This is a genomic window from Muricauda sp. SCSIO 64092, from assembly GCF_023016285.1.
In the GTDB taxonomy this organism is placed as follows: Bacteria; Bacteroidota; Bacteroidia; order Flavobacteriales; family Flavobacteriaceae; genus Croceivirga.
This window is the reverse complement of record NZ_CP095413.1, coordinates 1404921-1427786: the sequence shown is the minus strand read 5'-3', so window position 1 is coordinate 1427786 and position 22866 is coordinate 1404921. Positions and strand designations below refer to the sequence as shown.

The window sequence follows — 22866 nt, the reverse complement described above, 5'->3', positions numbered from 1 at the left end:
ATGGAAGTAAAAAAAACAGAAATAGAAGGTTGTTTCGAATTGACCCCAAAAGTCTTTGAAGACGAACGTGGACACTTTTTTGAAAGCTTTAACCAATCCATCTTTGAGAGGGAAACCGGGGCAAAGCCCTTTTTCGTCCAGGATAACCAATCCCTTTCTACACGGGGTGTGATGAGGGGCCTCCATTTTCAGACCGGGATACATGCACAGGCCAAACTGGTTCGGGTTTTGGATGGTGAGGTTTTGGATGTGGTAGTCGATATTAGGCCCAATTCCAAAAGCTATGGAAAAATAGTCCGGACCATACTCTCGTCCGAAAACAGGAAACAGCTGTTTCTTCCAAGGGGATGTGCCCATGGTTTTGTGACACTCAGCAAAACGGCCATTTTCTTTTATAAGTGCGATAACTTTTATCATAAGGAATCTGAAGGGGGAATAGTATATAATGACCCCAAGTTGCATATAGATTGGATTTTGGATCGAAACGATCTTATTATTTCTGAAAAGGACAAAATCCTTCCCACATTAAACGAATTTGTAGCCAGCTAAACATGAAAATACTTGTCACAGGAGCTTCCGGTCAATTGGGAAGTACGTTAAAGGACGTGGTAAAAGACCAAATAAATCTGGATGTTACGTTCAGGGCCTTCACGGATTTGGACATTACCGATTTTGATGCTGTCAATAAGGAATTGACGTCTTCCAATTATGCCTACTGCATCAATTGTGCGGCATTTACAAATGTGGATAAAGCGGAAGCCGATGCGGACACAGCCCGATTGGTGAATGTGACCGGCCCAAGGAATTTGGCTTTGAACTGTAAGGAAAGTGGTACGGTACTTATCCATATCTCCACGGATTTTGTATTTGATGGGTATCTCAATGTTCCCTATAAGGAGGAAGATATTGCCAGGCCCATAGGCTTTTATGGAGATACCAAGTATAAGGGGGAGCGGGCCATAATCAACAATTTGGAAGAGCACTTTGTCATTCGGACCTCTTGGCTCTACTCGGAATACGGAAATAATTTTATGAAGACCATGTTGCGCCTGGGCAATGAAAGGGAAGAACTTTCCGTGGTTTATGATCAGGTGGGCACACCCACCTATGCCAAGGATCTGGCCCAAGTTATTTTGACCATAATCCAAGCGCACTCCATTGACTATGGAGTCTATAATTACAGTAATGAGGGAGTGGCCAGTTGGTACGATTTTGCCAAGGCAATTTTTAAGGAACAAGGAATTGCCATTCAACTCAACCCTATAGTATCGGAGCAATATCCTGCTCCTGCAGAACGTCCAAAATATAGTGTTCTTGACAAATCCAAAATTAAGGACACTTTTAATTTAGAAATTCCCCATTGGACGGAAAGCCTAAAAGTGGCCTTAAAAGCATATGCCAAAATTGGGGTAACCCAATAGTATTGTTTTGGTATGGGCCTCTTTTCCCGTGGATGTGGTATCCGTTGGGAGTGAAGGAACCCTTACAGCCCTTTCACCTGTACGTTGTGAAATGAATCTGCCTGTAAACGCAGCAACTCCTCCGCTTTTTCCTTTTTGTATCGGTAGAGTTCCGCTTCGGATTTGATGTCATTGTAGATTTCCTGGTTCATTGCAGCGTCCGTGGACAACAATAGTTTGCGTTGTTCCACTTTTTGGGTGACCCAGGTGGCCACAACGCTTTCCCCTTCTTCAAACTTATAATCATACTCCCCTTTGGGAGCCAATAATTTTGCAATAATTGGCGCGGTTTCAATGGCCAAGAACAAAAGGAAAATAAAGAAGGATGGGAACCAAGGCAATTTTCCGAGGGCATTGATTCTGGCCATGAGGCCGTCAAACCCATCTATTACCGGTTGCGATGTGCTCACAGCGGTCTCATAATCGGCGTTAAGGGCCGTAATTTGCGCCTCGATGGCATTTATTTTCTCCCCATTGGTCTTTTTTAATTGTTGTAGTTCGGCCAGGTAGGCATCGTGTTTTTCCCTTTTTTCCCTGTAGACAGGTCCTTTGCCCAATAATCCCGTGCCAGCGGTTCCCTCGGCCTCCGAAATGTAGGTGTCATAAAGGGCATTGGTCTCCGCTTCTTTGGTGGCAATCTCGTTTTTTAGGGTGGCAATATCTTGGTTAAGACGTTCAATTTTGGGCGTATATTGCAATGCAAGCTGTTCCTTGTTCGCCAAGGTCATTGCATTCTTTTCCTCCAGCAAAACCTGATTGATTTCCTTTTCAAAAATTTTCATTTCCAAAGGTTTGGAGATGACAACGGCAATAATGACCGCTAAAACAATACGGGGTGCGGCCTGTAACAGTTCGCTTTTAAAGGAATCCCGTTTTTTAATCGTGGACACAATATATCGGTCCAGGTTAAAAATCAACAGACCCCATATGAACCCAAAGAAAATGGAAGTATAGATATTGTCAAAAACGGTGTACAGCGCATAGCCGGAAGCTATAAAGGCCATTACGGCCGTAAAAAAAACGGTAGCCCCAATCCCGGCATATTTGTTCCTTTCCCCTTGGGAGCAGGTTTCCAAAATAGTACTGTCCGCTCCTGAGCAGAAAATAAAAAATCGTTGTAACATGATAGTGTTCGTTTTAGGTTTATGATATGATTTTACATCACCAAAGGGGTCAAAACATATCCATGGAAGGTTGGTATTGGATGTTTTTGACGGTATCAGGACCCAAAAGTGATGCTATTAGAACGTGAATTGTTATAAAATGTTACAAAAAATGCCTGTTTTGCAGGGTTTTAATTTTTATTGCCCTAATCGGGCCGTTTTCAAATTAGGCAAAAACGGATTTACCCCTTGCTTTTTAAAATGAACTCATTGGCTAGATTTTTATATTTCGCATCTGGCTTCAGGTCCAGACACTTTGTGAAGTTTAAAATGGCATTCTTAAAATCATTCAGTCTAAAATATCCAATTCCTAAGTTAAAATACGCTTTATAGTTTTCTGGATGTAACTGTGTGTTCAGGACAAAGTATTGAAGGGATTCTTTGCCCTTCCCCCCCATTGATAACAACTGGGCCGTGTGGTTGAGTTGATCATAGCCAAAATCACACGCTTTATTATCATCGTAAATTTTCAAAAACATTTCCAGCATTTGATTAGGGTTGATATGATTTAAAACGCTATCGTGAAACGTATTTTGATAATTGGTGTGGTACCAGGTCATCAAATCTTTGGACGTTTTAAAGAACTCGTTTTTGGCGGCTAGAAAAATGAGTTTTTGTACATCGGCTTCCGGATAGTGTGGGGTTCCGTTGGGCAATTTCGTTTTATTCAAAAAATCAATAAGCCCCTCACCTTTTTTCTCCTGATATTGGACAAATAACGTATTGGCCAAGGGCAATCCCCTTTTTGAACGTATCCTTAGGAAAGTAGCATCCTTTGTATTTGGGGTAAAATATTTTTCGGTCATTTCCTCATAGGTCAAAGCATCCCTAAAAATCCCGTTCAGAAATGCGAGCACATATTTGACCATAAGGTTATAGCCACTGACCTTGATTGCCAGATTTTCTTTGGTGTCCATTGAGCCGAAAAGCTTTATGAACTGCGATGCCAAATCGGTATGTTCAAGTTTGGGTAGATTCACCATAAAGGCATCACTATAGATCAGTTTATCATAAAAAGGCAGGCTATCCATAAAACCCAATGAGTTGATGAACAGCATAGGTTTTACAAATCTTCCGTAATCCTCATAAGGGGAATCCTTAAAAAAATCATATATCTCATGTATGCTGGGGTCCAGTCCTATCCATGCATCGACCGAAGTATTTCGGGCCATCATTAGCACATTGGATAGCCCACCAAGACTGAATCCAGCTACTGCAATACTGTTTATGTCGGCACTGGGGATGTCATGGGCCAGGGACAATAAAAACTCCATGTCCCGGGATTGGGTCTCCACCCCAATTCTGGAAATGGGCATTTCACGGTTTTCTGGGCCCACACTGGGACTGGATATAACCATATAACCGTGGCTTGCAAGAAATTCAAACAATAGTGCATTTTCAAAGGCTGAGGCCCACCAACTAGGACCGTAGATAATGACCGGAAACTTCTTTGAGTCCTGGTAGGGAGCATTTTTTACAGCTTTCATACTAACGGCCATTTCCCTGCTTAAAATTGCCTTGTTTGTAGGTTCCGTTTCCAAAAAATTGGAGATTACCTCGTTCTTTTTAACCTCGTCCAACACTTTTTCCCCCGTCTCACTTGCCTTTAGAAAGAAATAGTCCTCATATGTTAAAGTGGGCATGGTGTTGTTTTTAGAGGGGTACCAAATGCAAACCTGTAGGGGCCTGGAAATTGTTTTTCCTTCAACAACGGCCGTCTGGTTTTCCTCAAAAGAAAAGCTGCGGGATTTATCAAAAGTGGTAAAGGTCTTAAAACCTATTTGGTACGCGCCATAGGATTCAGAAATTGATAGTGATGGGTTCTGGGAGCTAAGGTTTTGGATATTGAGGATACTGCCCAATACAAAGCACAGGGTTACTTGTCTCATGGTCTTACCAATAATTGTTTGAAACTTGTGGAGGATACCGGGTGCTACAAACCCCTATTCTTGTCGGGATGTAGTAGCATGGGTTTAAATGCTATTTAGTACGTAACTTTTGAACTTCTTGAAATCGTGACTACATAATCCTCGTCATTGGTGTGATTTGTAGTGATGTTCAAATCAGTATTGTTTTCCAACAATTGAATCGCTTTGTTGGCATCTATTCTTTTCCCCTCATAATAGAAAATGGCGCCTTTTTCCGCAACTTCCTTAATGTGTTCCAATGGGGATTTTGGTGCGGGTGGTGGTGGAACCTCCTTTACCTCTTTCATATTTGGTGCTTTTACCGGGGGTGGGGGAGGCGGTACTTCCTCAATGCCATTGGGACCTGGTGGCCGTGGCGGTTCCGGGAAATTTGGAAATGGTTCAGTATCCGCTCGCTGTTTGTCGGACATCAGGCTATAGAGGTATGTCATGCGCTCCACTTCCTTTTTTAAAATGTGCATATTATCCCTGGGCATTGTATTGTACTTTTTGGCCAGGGCATTATACTCCCTCATTTGTTCCCTTGAGGCGCCCTTGTTTTGATTGTATGTATTTTCAATGGCCAATGGCTTATTCCCCTTTTCCCTAATAATCTCTTGATCATCTGTGACCAAGCGATAAAAACCATATTCCAGCAATGAATTGTATACAAACCATACCTCTTGTTTTGATATTTCTTTTGAAGATTTTAAATGGATGTTCAATACTTTGTTTCTAATTCCCGGAGGGATATCTTTATGAAAGGTATTGATTACCTCTACAAAGTTATTTTTAGAGGCCTTAAAACCTTCAACTAGGTAATTCCCATCATCAAGTATATCAATACTAATGCTCCGGGCACTGTAATCCGGATTTTCAATAAATTGACTATTGGATGTTTTGATTACTTCTTTTTTGTCGCTAAAACCAAAAAGCATAAGTGCAACCAGTGGAATCAATAAAAGACCTCTAAAGACTACTGATTTTTTTGACGTTTGTTTTCCCATAACTGTAAATCGTTTTTTGATTGATGAATAATTGATGGCATTTGCCACCTTGATTGACCGATATTTTTCTAAGCTATCACTGGATAAATAGGATAGTAATGTATTCTGATATTTTTTTGTGGATATTCTTTGATTCAAAACTGCACTATCGGCTAAGAATTCATGATTGAGTTTGATGCTTTTTTTAAATAGAACGAGCAAGGGATTAAACCAAAACACTACCTGTAGAAGCTCTATAAACAGTACGTCCAAACTATGGTATTGTTTGGCATGGGTTTCTTCATGAAGGATCACTTCCCTTGGAATGGTACCGTTCTCAAGCTCCTTCTTGTTCAAAAAAATGTAATTGAGGAAGGTATGCGGGGGCATTTTTTCATTTAGGAGCACCCTGGTGCTAAAATTCACGTTATGTTTTGGATTCTTTTGGATCCGGCGCACGATTTGATAAAGGTGCTTTGCAAATCGAAACCCGACTACCAGACAACCCACGGAATACAAATTCCATAACAGCATTTCCCAATTGACCATGGCCATATCCGCATTGCCCTGTTCAGAAAAAATAAGGGAATCCGCGTCTGTGGCCGTATTCGTGCCCATGGGAATTGCCTCAACATATTCAGTAAAAACCAACAAAGGGATCAGTAAGGAAACCACTAGGGAGCCTGTAAGGAAAAAACGCTTGAACACGTGCATGTTCTCCCGCTCCAAAAAGAGTTTATAGAACAAAAATAGAATGGCCATACAGGCAGTCGATTTCAATAAATACACTAGCATCACTACCGGTTTTTTAGTTGTTGATCGATTAGCTTTCTTAACGCTTCCAATTCTTCCTTGCTCAGGTTGGTCTCCTCGGCAAAGAACGAGGCAAACTGACTTGGACTATCATTAAAGAAATTTTTAATGAGTCCCTTTACGTGCTTGGAGAAGTAGTCCTTCTTTTTTACCAGGGGATAGTATTCCCTGGAACGGCCGTAACTTTTGTAGGACACAAACCCTTTGTCGGCCATCCTTTTGAGCAGGGTCGCCACGGTGGTCGTGGCGGGCTTGGGCTCTGGATAAGCGTCCAGGAGATCTTTCATAAAAGCCTTTTTAAGCCTCCATATGATGTTCATTAATTCTTCTTCGGATTTGGAAAGGGACATGGGCGGAAAATTAAATTTTGTTCTACAAACATAGAATAAAAATTTAAATTCTACAAGTGTAGAATGAAATTCTTTAAAATATTTGACTTTGTGTGACTTAGGTTACAGTTTTTGGTTGGGAAATAAAGTAACTTTTCTTCATAAAATCAATACAGCCATGAAAACCACAGTAGTAATTGGCGGGAATTTCGCGGGAATGACCGCCGCATTGGAGATAAAGCGAAAAGGAAAGGGAGACCATAAGGTTGTGGTAATTGACAGATCGCCATTGTTTCTTTTTATTCCCTCTTTGATATGGGTGCCTTTTGGGCGTAGGGAAGTAAAGGACATTTCCTTTAGGAAGGATGAAATCTTTAGGAAAAAGGGGGTGGAATTCATACAGACCGAGGCATTGCGTGTCGATCCGGAACATAATTTGGTAAAAACGAAGGAGGGAGACTTTACCTATGATCATTTGGTCATTGCCACAGGCCCCAAGGTCGACTTTGACATAGCGCCGGGCGTTAAGGAGTTTGCCCATTACATTGGTACGCCAAATGGGGCAATGAAAACCAAAAAAGCATTGGAAGAATTTAAGAAAAGCCCTGGTCCCGTCGTCATTGGAGCTACACAAAATGCGGGTTGCATGGGGGCGGCCTATGAGTTCCTCTTTAATATTGAGAAATGGTTACGTGAACAAAAAATAAGAAAAAAGGTCGATTTGTACTGGATAACCCCAGAAACGTATCTGGGTCATTTTGGTATCGATGGAATGCCAGGTGGCGAAACCATGTTGAAATCCTTCATGAAGATGTTCAATATCCATTATAGGACGGAAGTTGGTGTCACCAAGGTTAATGCGAACAGCGTTGAACTGAGCTCTGGGGAGGTACTGCCCAGTGCGTTTACCATGTTGATGCCGCCCTTTTATGGGGTTGATTTTGTAACCAATTCCCCGGCATTGAACCCAACGGCCAATGGGTATTTACCTGTGGGCGAAGATTACCGTCATAAGGACTGGCCCAATGTCTGGGCGGCTGGGATTGCCGTACAGGTCGATTTGCCCTTCACCCCTGGAAAAGTCCCTTTTTCAGGTCCAAAAACAGGATATCCCTCCGATGAAACCGGGAAAATTGTTGCAGAGAATATTGTTAGGGTGGAGAAAGGGAAAAAGAAACTTAAGAAAAAGGCCTGGGGCAAAATACCGGGTATCTGTGTCATGGACGCCGGTAAAAAAGAAGTGATCATTTTAAGTGATCATTTATTTAAGCCCCGAAAGTTTGCCATTATGATTCCCAATGTGTTCTACGATTTTTCCAAGGTTTTGTTCGAAAAATACTTTTTGTGGAAAACCAGGAACGGCTATTCCCAATTACCTTGATTTGTAGTTGATTGTACCAAAAAGAGGCTGTCTAAAAAGTCGCAATAACGCAAAAATGTCACATTGAGCGCAGTCGAAATGGATTGATATTCCGAGGTTTAATTTTCTCGACTGCGCTCGAAATTGACAATAATACAGACTTTTTAGACAGCCTCTTTTTATGCTTTACCCTTTTGAAAGCTCTGTATAGTACTTGTAGAAATAAGGTATGGTTTCTATCCCTTTTAAATAATTCCAAATACCAAAATGCTCATTGGGGGAATGGATGGCATCGCTGTCCAACCCAAAGCCCATTAAAATGGTTTTACTGCCCAATACCTGTTCAAAAAGGGCAACTATGGGGATACTTCCCCCAGTGCGTTCGGGAATGGGCGTTTGTCCAAAAGTAGTTTCATAAGCCTTTGCGGCCGCCTTATAGCCCGTACTGTCTATATTGGTCACATAGGGCAGTCCCCCGTGATGGGGCGCTACTTTTACCTTGACCCCCTTGGGTGCAATGGATTCAAAATGCTTGGTAAATAAGTCCGTAATCTCGTCAGGATCTTGGTGGGGGACCAGTCGCATGGAAATTTTGGCATAGGCCTTACCGGCTATGACCGTTTTGGCGCCTTCGCCCGTATAGCCACCCCAAATACCGTTTACATCCAATGTGGGTCGAATGCTGTAACGTTCGGGAGTGGTATAGCCCTTCTCCCCATAAACATCATTGATGTCGAGGGCTTTTTTGTAGTCTTCTATGCTAAAAGGCGCTTTGGCCATTTCGGCACGTTCTTCGTCCGAGACTTCCTCCACCTTGTCATAAAATCCGGGAATGGTGATATGGTTGTTTTCATCATGCAATGAAGCAATCATTTTGGATAGTACGTTAATGGGATTTGGGACGGCCCCACCGTAAATACCGGAGTGCAAATCCCTATTGGGTCCCGTTACCTCCACCTCTACATAACTCAAACCCCGCAGTCCGGTGGTGATGGATGGTACGTCATTGGCCATCATCCCCGTATCGGAAATGAGGATGATATCATTCTTCAATTTGTCCTTATGTCCTTCCAGAAAGTCTGCCAAACTATCACTACCCACTTCCTCTTCCCCTTCGATCATAAATTTTACATTGCACGGCAGTTGGTTGTGGGCCACCATAAATTCCAACGCCTTTACGTGCATGTACATTTGACCTTTGTCATCACAGGCACCACGGGCAAATATGGCCCCGTCCGGGTGCAGGGACGTTTTTTTGATGACCGGCTCAAAAGGGGGGGATTCCCAGAGTTCCATGGGATCTGGGGGTTGTACGTCATAATGGCCATACACCAGCACTGTTGGTAGGTTTGGGTCAATTAATTTCTCGCCATACACTACTGGATAACCTTTGGTCTCACAGATTTCGGTATGATCGCAGCCTGCTTGTTTCAATGCCTGCTCCACTGCCTTGGCGGTTTCAATAACATCTTGTGAAAATGCGCTGTCCGCGCTAATGGAGGGGAGTTTTAACAGGTCAATAAGTTCGTTTACAAATCGGTCTTTGTGTTGTTGGATGTAGTTGTTGATTTCTTCCATGTAATTTATATCTGGAATGTTAAGAGTCTATTTAGGAATTTGTCAATTGTTTTTTTATGTCCCTTTTTGCACGGTACATTGTTAAAATTTTGGTCCATAACTATGGCTATGCACAAAAATTTTGCCTCGTTCCGCACTAAAAACGGCCTATAACAATCCCAATCACAAATTCCTAAACAGACTCTAAAAGTACTAAAAAGAAGTTTTTAAAACGACCAACCGTATCAATTGAAAAATTGAATTATATTTGCAACCCCGATTCATTTGGAGCCATGCGGCTGTGATGGAATTGGTAGACATGCTTGACTTAGGATCAAGTGCCGAGAGGCGTGGGGGTTCGACTCCCTTCAGCCGCACTAATAAAAAGACTTAATTAGCCAATATATTGCTGTTTAAGTCTTTTTTGTTTTAAATCATTCCGTACTTTTTTAATAAATCTATGCCAGGTAAAACACTCTATAGTGCCAAATTGGTTAATGGTTGGAATTATTTATGGTTTCTATTTTTAAAGAACCTTACACCTTGATTGGACTTCCTCGTTTATGGCCATATTGAAACATAGCACAAGCCTTAACTATCATTTAATGTACATATTTTAAGAAATCCATTCGCCGAACAAAATTGGGTTTGATTATCTTTGTGCAGACGCATTGGGGTGCTGAAAAGCTGAGATTATACCCATTAACCTGATCTGGATAATGCCAGCGAAGGGATTGTGAATCCATTCTCCGTTTTACGGTCTTGCTGCATTTTCCTGTCTTTATACCGATGACCGATGGGCAAAATTGCCACCAAACAAAAATTTGAACTTGCCCATGATGGCGAACTGCGCAACTGGCAAGGAAGGAAAGAATGGTTTTTTAACCGTGACGATACCGACCATTACGAACAATATTACGAAGGACCATACAAACGACAGGAGGTCTGGCAGAAAAAGACCTTGGAAGGTTTGGTAAAAAAGGATACAAGGATAAAGACCCTGCTGGAGTTTGGTTGTGGCACAACACGTTTTACTCGTTGGTGGCACGAAGTGGGCATTGATGCGACCGGTGGGGACATTTCCCCATTTATGTTGGCGCAGGGCCGGCAACTGTTCCATGGTGACCTTGTTTTGGCCGATTCACACCATATGCCGTTCAAGGAACATACCTTTGATGCCCTTGCCTTTGTGACCACTTTTGAGTATTATAAAAACCCCATTCAGGTCATCCGTGAGGCAGTACGGGTGGGGAAATACGGAATCATTTTTGGAATGATGAACCGGAATACGCCCAAGCTGGTCAGAAGGAGGGTACAACAGGCCTTTGGAAAGAACAATTACTATGTCACCGCCAAGTTTTATACCCCAAAAACATTGAAAGCATTGATATCGGAGGCCTTGTACGATAGGGACTATAGCATTGAGTGGAAGGCTACTGGCCTGCCCAAATGGTTCCCGAAACAGCAATGGCAGGTAGCTTATGGCGATTTCTTCGGGATGCATGTACAATTGAACGATGTGTAATGGGGGCCTTTGAAGATCAACACGGTAAGGTGGATGCCAAAATCTTTAAGGAAGATCTGCAGAGCAACTTTGGTGCAGAACGTTCCGAGGTCATACAGGGGCCGTCCTTTGGGGTGGATACGGCCGTAATCGATCTGGAGGATGGGAAAGGACTGGCCATTTCCAGCGATCCACTTTCCCTGATTCCCTCAATGGGTATGGAGGTCTCTGCCTGGCTCTCGGTCCATTTGTTGGCCAATGATATGTGTACCACGGGTTTCCCCCCGCAATACGCCCAATTTGTGTTGAACCTGCCCACAAGTCTGGCTCGTTCGGACTTCAATTCGTATTGGTGGCACATCCACCAATTATGTGAAGAGCACGGAATTGCCATTACCGGTGGGCACACTGGGCAAGTTCCTGGATTGGATTCAACCATTTCGGGTGGGGGAACCATGTTCCTGACCGCTCCCAAAAGCCAGATTTTGACCACTAAGGGTGCTCGGGCGGGCGATACGGTCATTATGACAAGATCTGCGGCCCTGTCCTCCACTTCCCTTTTGGCAAGGGCCTTCCCTAAAACGGTTGCTAACATACTGGGACAGAACATACAGCAAAAGGCGGCTGACAATTTTTGGCAGCTCTCCGTTTTGAGGGAAAGTGCCATTGCCATGGAGACATTGGAAGCCAATGTAACCCTGCATGCCATGCACGACGTGACCGAAGGAGGCATTTTGGGTGCCTTGAACGAAATGGCAATGGCCTCCAATCTGGGGTTTGAAGTGCATGCGGATGCTATACCCGTATATGACGAAGTGCAAAAAGTGGCCGATTTGTTCGAGATCGATCCATTGCTTTCCATTGGTAGCGGTTCTATGCTTATGGCCGTTGCTCCAGAGGTCGGGACATTATTGATTGATTCCTTAAAAACTGCCAATATTAGTGCTACAGCCATTGGAACCTTAACGAAGCAAAAAGAGCAGCTCATTACAATGAGCGGTGAAAAATTGCCGTTCGGGTTTGATGGAACGGACCCCTATTGGGCGGCGTTTTTCAGGGCATTTTCAGCAGGTTGGCAATGAAAAGGTTGGAAGGGGTATACCTGGTCATCGATCCCAAGAGAAATTGGGAAAGCCTGTTCCAAAAGCTGGACGGGGCCTTAAAAGGCGGCTTGAGCATTGTACAGGTTTGGAACCATTGGCCGGAAAACATCCCAATGGAAAAGAAATTGGAATTCCTCAATAAAATCAAAACCTACTGTGTAAGTTTTGATGTTCCCGTACTGATGCACGATGATTGGGAATTGGCTGATCTGGCAGGCCTGGAAGGGGTGCATTTTGACGAAATTCCCAATAGGTTTGGAGAAGCCCAAAGGACACTAAAGGGTAAAACCATAGGAATCACGGTGGGCAACGACCTTGATAAAATAAGGTGGGCCGAGGAACAGAACATTGATTACATCAGCTTTTGCGCTGTTTTCCCTTCCCCATCAGTGGACAGTTGCGAAATCGTGAGTCAAAAGAACATCCGGATGGCCAGGACAATCACCGAAATGCCCATTTTTTTATCTGGGGGCATCCAGATCACTAACCTGAAATATCTGAACAAACTCGACTTTGATGGAGTGGCCATCATATCGGGGATTTTGGATGGTGCCAATCCCGCCAAGGCAGTGCAGGAATATATTTTGGAACTACAAAAAATCAAAACACCTTAATATGCAGCGAAAACTACTGGAAAAATTATGTTGCCCTTTTGATAAAGGTGAACTGGAGCTAACCGTTTTCAACGAGGACGAAAATGGGGAAATCCTTGAGGGTCTGCTTACCTGTGCAATATGCAACCGATACTACCCCATCATTTATAGCATCCCCATCATGTCGCCGGACGAGTACCGTGAGCTTCAACTGGAGCTGCCGGTCTTGGAGCGTTGGGGATTGATGATCGATGAAAAAGCCAACTCCTTTGTCCTCGACGAAAAGAGCCGGAAAAAATTGATTGGATAAATGCGCCAAAACGACGTATGGAGCAAGAAATCATTATCAAAGACCCTACCATTGTAAATGAGGGCAAGTCATTTATCGCAGATGTACTGTTGTCCAATGGACGTATCCAACAAATTGGAAAAATTGCAATCGAGCCCGGTCAAAAAGTGATTGACGGAACGGGAAAACACCTGTTGCCGGGCATTATCGATGCACAGGTGCACTTCAGGGATCCAGGAATGACCCACAAGGGCGATCTGTATACCGAAAGCAAGGCGGCTGTGGCGGGCGGGGTGACCTCCTTTATCGATATGCCGAACACGATTCCAAACACCTTGACCGTCGAAAGTCTGAGGCAGAAGTACGCCATTGCCTCAAAAAAATCCCTGGCCAATTATGCCTTCTTCCTTGGGGTAAATGGTGACAACATAGATGATGTACTGCGAACGGACACTAGTCAATTTATAGGTGTTTCCGATGATGGGCTGTACTTTACCAATAAGGGCAATCTGTTGGCCGACAATCCCGACACCATGGAAAAGTTGTTCGCGCACTGCAAATCCATCATTGCCATCCATTCCGAAAAGGAAGCACTGGTGGAATACAATGAAAAAGTATATCGGGAGAAATATGGAGATGATGTCCCTATCGAATTCCACCCCCTGATTAGAAGTATGGAGGCCTGCTATGAAGCGACAAAAAGGGCCGTTGCCCTGGCCCAAAAGCATCATGCCCGATTGCACATCCTGCACTTGACGACTGAGGCAGAGACCCATCTATTTAGGAACGATACTCCCCTACGAAAGAAAAGGATAACGACCGAGGTTTCGGTGCAACACTTTTGGTTCTCAGATAGGGATTACGATCGGTTGGGGACGCTCATCAAATGGAATCCGGCCATAAAAACGGAACGCGACAAAGAGAGCCTTCTAAAGGCACTGCTCGATGACAGGATAGATATTGTCACTACCGACCACGCACCCCATAGCTTAGAGGAGAAGCAACAACCTTATTTCCGGTCCATGTCAGGGGCGCCCATGGTGCAACACTCGCTCAACTGTATGTTGGAGTTTTACTGGCAAGGCCACATTTCACTGGGAAAGATTGTGGAGAAAATGTGCCACAATCCTGCCATCCTCTATCGCTTGAAGGACCGGGGGTTTGTCCGAAAAGGCTTTTTTGCAGATTTGACCTTGGTGGACCTAAACAGTCAGTGGACGGTCACGAAAGATAATCTGTTGTACAAGTGCGGTTGGTCGCCGCTGGAAGGAACAACCTTTCAAACAGAGGTCAAGCAGACATTCGTCAACGGGAACCTCGTGTACGACAACGGTGATTTTATCGAAGAAACAAAAGGACGGGCATTGACCATCGCTCATCCATGATCTTACCTTGAACAACCATGGTCCAAAACAGAAAACCCATCATGGCCACCAAACACAAAAAGGAAAATGTGATTGCACCTATTCTTGAAACAGGTTTGGGGTAAGGTGTTTTATGTTATCCAAAGTACTTGGGAAATAGTTCCCTATACTGGTTTTTAACTAGATCCGTTAAATAGGGATATAACATGCCCAATAAATTATCGGCCTGGGATTCAATATAGTCTTCGTTAACTTCCAGATCATAAATAAAAGAATTGTAAAGCCATGTATTACTAAAACCTATCATCCTTTCGATTGGGGAATGATATTCATTCTTAAACCAGTTTAAGCGTTTTGATTCGATTCACAGCTATTTTCACTGGAAATGGAACACAGCTTTTACTTTAAGGGGCCTATTTATGGGGTTCATGGTACGGCGGGCCTTTTATCCGTGCCTAGAAAATATAAGTTTTAAGCGGTGGCTTTTATCTTTGTATAGTGGTTTAAAACACTAAAAATGTTGCTACAATTTTTAGAACATATCAGAAATTTTACCGAATTCAAGAAGGAGGATTTTGAGAGAATTCAAGATTACTTTGACATTGGGATGTATGGCAAAAAAGACATTATTCTTTCGGCTGGCTCAAAATGTACCTACAATTATTTTGTGTTACAAGGCTGTTTACATATGTTTTTTACCGGAGAAAACGGCATTCAGCGAACAGTTCAGTTTGCCATTGAAGATTGGTGGATGACGGATAATTTGGCTTACCAAAAAGGAAAAAATACCGATTTTACCATCCAGGCCGTAGAGAACACCACACTTTTAAAAATCAGCCGTGAAAGTCAGGAAGGACTGCTTAGAAAGTTTCCGGCTTTGGAAACTTATTTTAGAAAAATCTACGAGATTTCATACGGAGCTTCTTTGATGAGAATGAAGTATGTATTCGATTTCACCAAGGAAGAAATGTACTGTCATTTCACGGAAAGCTTTCCTGAATTTGCCCAACGCGTACCCCAATATTTAATAGCTTCGTTCCTAGGCCTTACCCCGGAATACGTAAGTGAAATAAGAGCTAAAAGGCGTTCTTAAACCAGTTTAAGTTTTTTGCTTTGACCATGAAATAGTTTTGTCTCAAACAAAATTATGATCAATGGAAAGAATACAGATTGATGCTGTTCAACCAACAGCTTATGAAGCAATGTTCGCATTGGAAGGCTATCTGGCCAAATCAAAATTAAGTACCACCCATAAAAATCTGATCAAGATAAGAGCGTCCCAAATCAATGGGTGCGCTTTTTGTATTGATATGCATAGTACAGAAGCAGTAAGGGAAGGCGAAAGTCCAAGACGCATTTATGTATTGGATGGTTGGAGAAAGACGGAATTGTTCTCCGAAGAAGAGATAGCCATTTTAAAAATGACGGAAGAGTTGACGGTTTTGGATAAAAATGGGCTAAGCGAGGCTACCTATTTGGAGGCAATTGCACATTTTGATGAGGAAACTTTTTCGCAAATCGTAATGACCATAGTTACCATAAATGCATGGAATAGAATTGCTATTGCTACGCACAAACCATTACCATAAGGATACATTGGGAATGGTGGTTGGTCAATTGGTGTTCGTTAGGAAGGAAAAGTCCCATTTCCCCAAAAGCAAAGGTTAATCCCAAAATAGAAATACCATGCTCACAGACAGCAAAGTGAACGTAAAAGGCAAACTGGCCGCCCATTGGGCGTGTCTTATGTTTTTGTACCTATACGCAGATTATTTTGAGCTGAAAACCCCTGGTAAAATAGAACAGGTAATGAACCTGAAAACCCCAGTTGGTGATGTGACACCCGAACTACTGGTGATTTTCTCCTTCATCTTGATCGTACCTTCATTGATGGTTCTTTTCTCCGTTCTGTTAAAGCCAAAAATCAATAAATGGTTCAATTTAATTGTAGCTTTGATATGGTCTTCCATGTCTGTTATACTAATCGTAGGAGAGCTAAATGATCTAGGAGGTTGGTATACCTTCTATCTGTTATACCAATTAGTGGAAGTGCTGGTATTTGGTTCAATTCTTTGGCATGCCTGGAATTGGCCAAAGGATAAACCAAGTTGACATCAATGGAAATACAAATCTTATAGTTCTTTTTATGAAACCCTTACTTGTTTTAGTTGTTTCCTTTGTTTTAACGGCAGTGGTCTACAGGCTTTTTAGAAAAGAAAACAACTTTCCTTTAGCAGGAAGAATTGCAATGGCAGTCATGTTGGTCTTTACCGCCATTGGCCATTTTATGTATATGGAGGGAATGCAGGCCATGGTTCCCGAATGGATCCCATTCCAAAAAGAGTTGGTGCTATTGACGGGGATCATGGAGGTGCTATTTGCTATCGGTTTATTGCTTCCCAAATATCGAGCAATGGTAGGTTGGGCATTGATTGTTTTCTTTGTGATCGTTTTGCCCGCCAATATTTATGCTGCCCTGGAAAATGTGAATTATCAAACGGGAGGGAACGATGGTAGCGGTTTAAACTATCTATGGTTTAGAATACCCCTTCAAGCTTTGTTCATTATTTGGGTTTATTTATCGGCAATACGCAAATCAAAATCAATTCAATTCAAAGCTGGAAATTGATATAAACCCGATAGTGTATGGGCTTCCCTTGCCTTTAAATGGGAATACTGGAAATCGGCGCCATTGGTAATGTCGTTTCCTGCCTTTTAAACGAGAACAAATTGCCCTCTTTCTTAAACCAGCTTAATTTTTTCAAGTTTTCCCACCAATAATTTTGTGTCACTGTTTTAGCGCTTAGAACGGAAATCACTCGTGTTATTAATGATGGGGATCCTTTTGATGGACCCCCCAACAAAACTTTAAATCAAAATGAAAATTGTATCTCTAAAAATGGGCGTCTTAAGTATTCTTACGCTTGGTATTGCCTTTATGTCGGTTAATTGTAATACAACAAGCGAAGGTGGAAAAAACGAAAACGAAGTAAAAGGGGAAAAAGTGGCAAAAGTCGGACCCGATACCTTGACCAGGCACTTAAAGCCCTTTAGGAAGGATTTACCTACGATTGGCCTCCTGATTTATGACGGTGTACTTACAACAGAGGTCACGGCTACGGCCGATGTCTTTTCCAAGCCTACAAAAGAGGGGCTTCAACTGTTCAATGTCATCACCGTTGCTGAAGGGGAGAACGTAATTGTTGCGGAAGAAGGTCTTAAAATACTGCCTGATTATACCTTCGAAAATTGCCCAAAATTAGAAGCACTTTTCATTCCCAGCGCTTACGACATGTATGCCCAGATACATAATGGGAATATCGTAAAGTTTATTCAGGAGAAGAACAAGGAAACCAAATACACCGTGAGTAATTGTGCAGGTGCCAAGTTGGTTGGTAAGTCCGGAATAGCGGATGGGAAAAACATTGTGACCTATATTGGCGGAGGTAAACAGCTTCAAATGGACTATCCCAATTTAAAGGTCAATGACGATGCTAAGGTAACTTATGTAGAGGATGGTAAGTTCAGTTCTTCAAACGGAAATTTGGCAAGTTATATATCTGCCTTGATTTTGGTTGAAAAAATGACAAGTCCTGAACATCGCGAATTCGTGGAATCCTATTTGTATCTGGACAGACTTCAAAACTGGACCGGGGAAATGGGAGCTGTTCTTATGGCGAAGTAGGGTTTTTAAGCTAACGATCTCGGCTATGGGTAGTTGCGTGGGTTAGCACTTAATTTTGCAAGTACACACCAAGCTGAAAATCCGCGAGGATTTTCAGAAGTAGGCGCGAACAAGCAATTACTCATAGCCATTGTGTCTGTTGCAGAACTTTCTAAAGATAGCAAATCGTGGTATCTTTAGGAATGCAAGGCAAAAAGGAGTATCAGGAAAAGCTCTTCACGGATTTTCGTTTGAGCGACCGTGTTCCCGAGGGGAACTTCTACAGACGTTTGAAAGGGGCATTGGATTTGGATTTTCTCTATCCTCGGACCAAGAGATTTTATGGCGACAGTGGACAGAAGCGCATCGACCCGGTGGTTTTCTTCAAGCTGTGTTTGGTGGGTTATCTGGAGAATATCCCGAGCGACCGTAGGCTTGTGGCCCATTGTGGTATGCGTTTGGATATTCTGTTGTTTTTGGGCTACGGTATCGACGAGGAACTTCCGTGGCACTCCACGGTGAGCCGTACGCGCCAACTGTTTCCGGAAAGTGTCTTTGAAGAGGTGTTTGCCAAGGTGTTTTCCCTTTGTGTGGAGAGCGGTCTGGTCAGCGGCCATACCCAGGTGATGGACTCGGCCCCGGTAAAGGCCAACGCCTCTATGGACAGCCTGGAACTGAAAGTGCCGGAAGAAGAGTTGGAAACGCACCTGCGCAGGGTACGCCACATAAGTGCGACTGACAGGGAAAAGCCGCTTCGCAAGTCCAAGACGGACAGGTCCAAAGCGGATCAACGAAGAATAACGGCCAATGAGCAAGAGTTAAAAGCGCTAAAGGGCCGCAACAGGAAATGGGCCAAGGAACAGGACCAAAGACCGGGGTCGGGCAACAAGGGCTCAAAGTATACCGGCAACAAGACCCATTACAGCCCCACGGACCCGGATACCAGGATAAGTGTAAAACCGGGCAAGGCCCGCAAGCTCAACTACACGGCGCAATTGACAGTGGATACGGCGAACCATGTGATCACCGACATCGGGGCATACCATGCCGATGGCAAGGACAACCAGCACCTGCCCGATATGGTGAAACGTGTCGGTCCCAGGCTCTGGAAGGAGGGCCTGGGATGGGAGAACGTGGTGGCGGACACCGGGTACAGCAGCGGGGAGAACTATGCCTTTTTGGAACAATGTGGTCTGAAAAGTTTTATCCCTCCCCATGGTACATACAAAGGCGGGCCCGAAGGTTTTGTTTATGATAAAGCGAGAGATTGTTTTATCTGCCCTAAGGGAAAGTCCATTTGGTTTAAGAAAGTATTTCTTGATCACCGCACCAAGACCAAAAAGAAGGAATACCGGGCCAGCAAGAAAGTATGCCTGGGCTGCCCCTTGCGCGGCACATGCCTGGGAAAGTCACAGGAGAAACGCATCTGCTTGACCTACTACCGAGAAGAATACGAGCGCAACAACAAACGGGTGAACAGTCCACAGGGACGTTATATGAAAGCCAAAAGGCAAAGCACCGTGGAACCTGTTTTGGGTACCCTTACCCAATTCATGGGCATGGGCAAAGTATATACCCTGGGCATCCGGCAGGCCAACAAGTGCATGCAAATGGCCGCCACAGCCTATAACCTCAAGAAACTATTAAAGTACACCCTGAAAAAGGCCAGGAGCGCGGCAAAATCCCTGTCCCGGGACTTTTTCGGCCTAAATGGCATGGTAACGGCCACTTTGAGGCTCTGTGATCATCTGTCCTTGGTGAAACGCAAACTGGTATGAACCAAAAAAGCTCTCGGAAAAAGGTTTATATCAATCCGCATTTTCGGACTTATGGGCTTGTGCAACGGTTACCATTGTTGTGGGCAGTTATTTTCTAATATGCTAATACTGATAGAAGTTTTCCGTTTCTTCCATAAAAAACTGTACTAATTAATCCGCTACTTGAACAATCATAATCGATTGAAAACATTTTAATATCTCCAACGTGATTGTTTTTCGTTTCTCCGGAACAAGCTCCTTCCATACCACCATCTAAATCGAACATTGAAGTTTCGCTGTCAAACTTTTCAGGGGAATATTTAATGTATTTGTTTGGATAAAATTGAATAATCATCACGTTACCATTCTTAAAGCCGATTTCATAAACTCCCTTTTCGTTTTTGTATTTATTACCAATGAATTGTTGCCCATAGACGCCAACTCCTGCATCTATCCGATAGTTTTCTGAAAGTGGCTCGCCAAGATATGCTTCGACAGTTGTAAAACTTTCACCAATCAGTGAACATAGCTTAATCAAGTTAGGATGTTCTGAAAACCATTTTTTAGCATTTGCTTTTTGTTCCGCTTCGTATTTTTTCGTTTCCTTGGCAGATTTTACTTTATACCAATCCTTACAGTCTTTTGATGAAAATCCATAATTGAAAAAGTAGCTTAAATCCGTTTCATAGAGAATTTCACAGCCAGAATCAACCTTTCCCAATTCAATCTCTAATTTAGCTCTCTTTTTTAAATATTGTTTGTATTCATTTCCGTTAAACTTACCGTTGTTAAAATCAAACTTTTGTAGCTGATTCAATTCTCTGTAAATAATTAAAAGTTCATTCTTTTCGACTGTCTCGGATTTTTCGCGGTTCTTGATTAAATTTTGTAAACTATCAATCTGTTTATCCAATGTCTTTTGATACTCTGTCGACATTTTTGGAAGTGTCGAAGTTGTAAATGAAATATAACTGTCATCTCCTATCTGACCTTGAGAATTTATTTCGTAGAGCTGTGCCTGTATTTTGACGCTGTCATTTTCTATTTTGGCAAAATTGGCAAGGTGTTCCAACGATTTATAGAAATAATATCCATCATACCAATAACCATTATCTAAATTGCTTTTCCCTTCATTCAAAAACTTTTCAGATTGTGCGTATTCATCATTTTGACTTTGAGCGAATACATTTGATGTCAAGCACGTAATACAAATAATTACCTGAACGACTTTGTTTGTTATTTTCATAAATGCTGGTTTTAATTGTCCACAATGGCAGTCTGTCTCAAAACTACCGTGATTAGTTGTTTATTTTAAAAATATATTAATTTGTTAGAGGGTTTTCCAAATGGATTACCTAAAACTGAGATTCCGTTAAAACAAACACTCTGGTCATTATAAAAGCAAATAAGGTGTTTAAAAAATGCTTTTAAGACGGATATTTTTGGTTTCCAGCCTAGATTGAACATTCTTTTAAGGTTGTATGCTAAAGCTGTTAATCCAAAATCAGCACTGGCTGAAGCAATTCCTTTCTTTGTAATTATATAATCAAAACCCCATTGCCTCTTTATCGTACCAAAGGGATGCTCTACAATGGCTTGTCGCTTTTTGTAAAGTCCTTGGTTATTGGCTACATGCTTTTTGTTGCTATCTATGTACGATTTATACTGGCTACGTTGAACAATCTTCCCATTGACCTTTGAAGTTGTACAACTTGTCATTACTGGGCAAGTTTTACAAGGCTTGGTTTTATATTGCTTAAACTTATAGTTTCTAGCCTTATACCAATTACCATTAGAGATTAGTTCTCTGTTTTTCGGACAAGTATAGGTGTCCTCTTTTTTGTTATAAATAAAGTGCCCAACATTATAAGTTGGGTCTGGTGCTTGGCTACTTCTGCCAATACCTGGTATGGCCACAAGGGTTTTTATTCCCAGGCAATTTGCAGTATAGAACTCACTACCGGTATGATAGCCTTTGTCATAAAGTGCTGTAAATGTATTGGTTCTTAAAATACTTTTTGCTCTTCTAAGCATCATACCCATAGCCTTTTTATCATTCTCATTGGTGAGTTTGTAATCAATAAGAAGTTTATGTTTATCGTCTACAGTCCTTTGGGCTGTATAGGTTATTTCGGTAATCGTTCCCCGAACAATTTGGTGCCTGCTATCTGGATCAGAAGTTGATATTTGTGGGTTTTCACAGCTCTTATCCTGTTCCAATACCATTTGTATTTGTTGGTATTTATCTTGATGTACCCGATGTTTGTTTATCGCTTTTTCGATGGCTTTTTTTTCATCGCCATCGGCGGTAGCTAATGCCTCATTATACTCATCTAGCTTATTGTCTATATACTCTAAATGGCGTTGTATTTTCTTTTTATTGTAATTGTTCTTTTTACTGTTCCGAGCTCTAAGTTTTGTAGAGTCACCAGCAATGAATATAGCTCCAATAAGATTAAAATCCTGAGCTATAGAAACACTTTCTCTAAAGACACGCTTTATGGCTTTGGGATTAGATTGTCTAAACCTAGAGATCGTATTATGATCTGGTTTAAGGTTTTTAAGTAACCACATGAGTTCTATATTACGAACACATTCCTTTTCCAATACCCTGGAAGAACGCATACGATTCATATAGCCATAGATATAAAGCTTAAGTAAATCTTTAGGATTATATGCTGGTCTACCTTGATTAGAAATAGTTGTAAAACCTAACTGCTCCAAATCGAGATTATCAACAAAAACATCAATAAACCTTACGGTATTATCCCGATCAACCATATCGTCCAGACATGTGGTATATAATGTAAGTTGTTCTCGGGAGGCTCCTCGTATATAATTCATTATAATGTTTCTCTCTAATTCTTAATACTTTTGAGACAGTCTGATGGTCCCGTGTATGAGTAGTAGCGGGTTTCTACTCACAGACCTTTCGGTTTTGCACTGACCTTTATTTTATGTTTATGCTTTCGTTTTATCACTTAAACCGCTATTAGTTATACACATTGTTAGCCACT

General features: G+C 42.3%; 22 protein-coding genes, 1 tRNA gene and 1 riboswitch. Of the genes, 15 read left to right on the top strand and 8 right to left on the bottom strand.

All coding sequences use genetic code 11. The annotated features are described in order from the left end of the window. Positions 1 to 549, top strand: a complete 549-nt coding sequence (rfbC, locus tag L0P88_RS05955; RefSeq protein ID WP_247133701.1) for a dTDP-4-dehydrorhamnose 3,5-epimerase — start codon at positions 1 to 3, stop codon at positions 547 to 549. A 2-nt stretch (positions 550 to 551) separates the two neighbouring features. After that, positions 552 to 1421, top strand: a complete 870-nt coding sequence (gene rfbD, locus L0P88_RS05950; RefSeq protein WP_247133700.1) for a dTDP-4-dehydrorhamnose reductase — start codon at positions 552 to 554, stop codon at positions 1419 to 1421. Between the two features lie 62 nt (positions 1422 to 1483). On the opposite strand, the gene L0P88_RS05945 is transcribed toward rfbD, so the two are convergent. The 4 genes from L0P88_RS05945 to L0P88_RS05930 form a co-directional block, all read right to left on the bottom strand. Continuing rightward, complete coding sequence (locus tag L0P88_RS05945) at positions 1484 to 2584, bottom strand: DUF4407 domain-containing protein (protein WP_247133699.1); 1101 nt, start codon at positions 2582 to 2584, stop codon at positions 1484 to 1486. Positions 2585 to 2805: 221 nt separating this feature from the next. After that, positions 2806 to 4512: a hypothetical protein gene (locus L0P88_RS05940; RefSeq protein WP_247133698.1), complete on the bottom strand. Its 1707-nt coding sequence runs from the start codon at positions 4510 to 4512 to the stop codon at positions 2806 to 2808. Positions 4513 to 4607: 95 nt separating this feature from the next. Further along, complete coding sequence (locus L0P88_RS05935) at positions 4608 to 6311, bottom strand: M56 family metallopeptidase (RefSeq protein ID WP_247133697.1); 1704 nt, start codon at positions 6309 to 6311, stop codon at positions 4608 to 4610. Positions 6312 to 6313: 2 nt separating this feature from the next. Beyond that, a complete protein-coding gene (locus L0P88_RS05930) occupies positions 6314 to 6679 on the bottom strand; it encodes a BlaI/MecI/CopY family transcriptional regulator (protein WP_247133696.1) in 366 nt (121 codons plus the stop codon). 157 nt (positions 6680 to 6836) lie between these two features. Here L0P88_RS05930 and L0P88_RS05925 point away from each other — a divergent pair, with 157 nt between their 5' ends. Further along, positions 6837 to 8039: an NAD(P)/FAD-dependent oxidoreductase gene (locus L0P88_RS05925; RefSeq protein WP_247133695.1), complete on the top strand. Its 1203-nt coding sequence runs from the start codon at positions 6837 to 6839 to the stop codon at positions 8037 to 8039. A gap of 165 nt (positions 8040 to 8204) precedes the next feature. On the opposite strand, the gene L0P88_RS05920 is transcribed toward L0P88_RS05925, so the two are convergent. After that, entirely contained in the window at positions 8205 to 9596 is a 1392-nt protein-coding gene (locus tag L0P88_RS05920; RefSeq protein WP_247133694.1) for a dipeptidase, read from the bottom strand. A 274-nt stretch (positions 9597 to 9870) separates the two neighbouring features. Between L0P88_RS05920 and L0P88_RS05915 the strand changes: the two genes are divergently transcribed. From L0P88_RS05915 to L0P88_RS05890, 6 genes are all read left to right on the top strand, one after another. Continuing rightward, positions 9871 to 9952: transfer RNA gene (locus tag L0P88_RS05915), tRNA-Leu, on the top strand. A 285-nt stretch (positions 9953 to 10237) separates the two neighbouring features. Next, a riboswitch (TPP riboswitch) is annotated at positions 10238 to 10326 on the top strand. 45 nt (positions 10327 to 10371) lie between these two features. Further along, on the top strand, positions 10372 to 11100 hold the full coding sequence (locus L0P88_RS05910) for a class I SAM-dependent methyltransferase (RefSeq protein WP_247133693.1): 729 nt from the start codon (positions 10372 to 10374) through the stop codon (positions 11098 to 11100). After that, a complete protein-coding gene (locus tag L0P88_RS05905) occupies positions 11100 to 12161 on the top strand; it encodes an AIR synthase family protein (RefSeq protein WP_247133692.1) in 1062 nt (353 codons plus the stop codon). The genes L0P88_RS05910 and L0P88_RS05905 overlap by 1 nt, the downstream gene beginning before the upstream one ends. Continuing rightward, positions 12158 to 12796, top strand: coding sequence for a thiamine phosphate synthase (locus tag L0P88_RS05900; protein WP_247133691.1), 639 nt, complete (start codon positions 12158 to 12160; stop codon positions 12794 to 12796). Before L0P88_RS05905 ends, L0P88_RS05900 begins: the two co-directional genes overlap by 4 nt. A 1-nt stretch (position 12797) precedes the next feature. Then, positions 12798 to 13085, top strand: coding sequence for a Trm112 family protein (locus tag L0P88_RS05895; protein WP_247133690.1), 288 nt, complete (start codon positions 12798 to 12800; stop codon positions 13083 to 13085). Positions 13086 to 13102: 17 nt separating this feature from the next. Beyond that, positions 13103 to 14449 (top strand): dihydroorotase, encoded by a 1347-nt coding sequence (locus L0P88_RS05890; RefSeq protein ID WP_247133689.1) that lies wholly within the window; start codon positions 13103 to 13105, stop codon positions 14447 to 14449. 115 nt (positions 14450 to 14564) lie between these two features. On the opposite strand, the gene L0P88_RS05885 is transcribed toward L0P88_RS05890, so the two are convergent. Next, positions 14565 to 14735 carry a hypothetical protein gene (locus L0P88_RS05885; protein ID WP_247133688.1) on the bottom strand — a complete coding sequence of 57 codons (171 nt, stop codon included), beginning with the start codon at positions 14733 to 14735 and terminating at the stop codon, positions 14565 to 14567. A gap of 210 nt (positions 14736 to 14945) precedes the next feature. Here L0P88_RS05885 and L0P88_RS05880 point away from each other — a divergent pair, with 210 nt between their 5' ends. The 6 genes from L0P88_RS05880 (at position 14946) to L0P88_RS05855 (ending at position 19870) form a co-directional block, all read left to right on the top strand. Continuing rightward, positions 14946 to 15521 (top strand): Crp/Fnr family transcriptional regulator, encoded by a 576-nt coding sequence (locus L0P88_RS05880; RefSeq protein WP_247133687.1) that lies wholly within the window; start codon positions 14946 to 14948, stop codon positions 15519 to 15521. Between the two features lie 61 nt (positions 15522 to 15582). Beyond that, complete coding sequence (locus L0P88_RS05875) at positions 15583 to 16017, top strand: carboxymuconolactone decarboxylase family protein (protein ID WP_247133686.1); 435 nt, start codon at positions 15583 to 15585, stop codon at positions 16015 to 16017. Positions 16018 to 16114: 97 nt separating this feature from the next. Continuing rightward, positions 16115 to 16540 (top strand): DUF6326 family protein, encoded by a 426-nt coding sequence (locus L0P88_RS05870; protein WP_247133685.1) that lies wholly within the window; start codon positions 16115 to 16117, stop codon positions 16538 to 16540. A gap of 34 nt (positions 16541 to 16574) precedes the next feature. Continuing rightward, a complete protein-coding gene (locus L0P88_RS05865) occupies positions 16575 to 17057 on the top strand; it encodes a hypothetical protein (RefSeq protein ID WP_247133684.1) in 483 nt (160 codons plus the stop codon). A 249-nt stretch (positions 17058 to 17306) separates the two neighbouring features. Continuing rightward, entirely contained in the window at positions 17307 to 18113 is an 807-nt protein-coding gene (locus L0P88_RS05860; RefSeq protein ID WP_247133683.1) for a DJ-1/PfpI family protein, read from the top strand. Between the two features lie 167 nt (positions 18114 to 18280). Then, positions 18281 to 19870, top strand: coding sequence for an IS1182 family transposase (locus L0P88_RS05855; RefSeq protein ID WP_247133682.1), 1590 nt, complete (start codon positions 18281 to 18283; stop codon positions 19868 to 19870). 94 nt (positions 19871 to 19964) lie between these two features. Here L0P88_RS05855 and L0P88_RS05850 read toward each other — a convergent pair whose 3' ends face one another. After that, complete coding sequence (locus tag L0P88_RS05850) at positions 19965 to 21095, bottom strand: hypothetical protein (protein ID WP_247133681.1); 1131 nt, start codon at positions 21093 to 21095, stop codon at positions 19965 to 19967. Between the two features lie 65 nt (positions 21096 to 21160). Continuing rightward, on the bottom strand, positions 21161 to 22693 hold the full coding sequence (locus L0P88_RS05845) for an IS1182 family transposase (RefSeq protein ID WP_247131269.1): 1533 nt from the start codon (positions 22691 to 22693) through the stop codon (positions 21161 to 21163). Positions 22694 to 22866 lie beyond the last annotated feature (173 nt).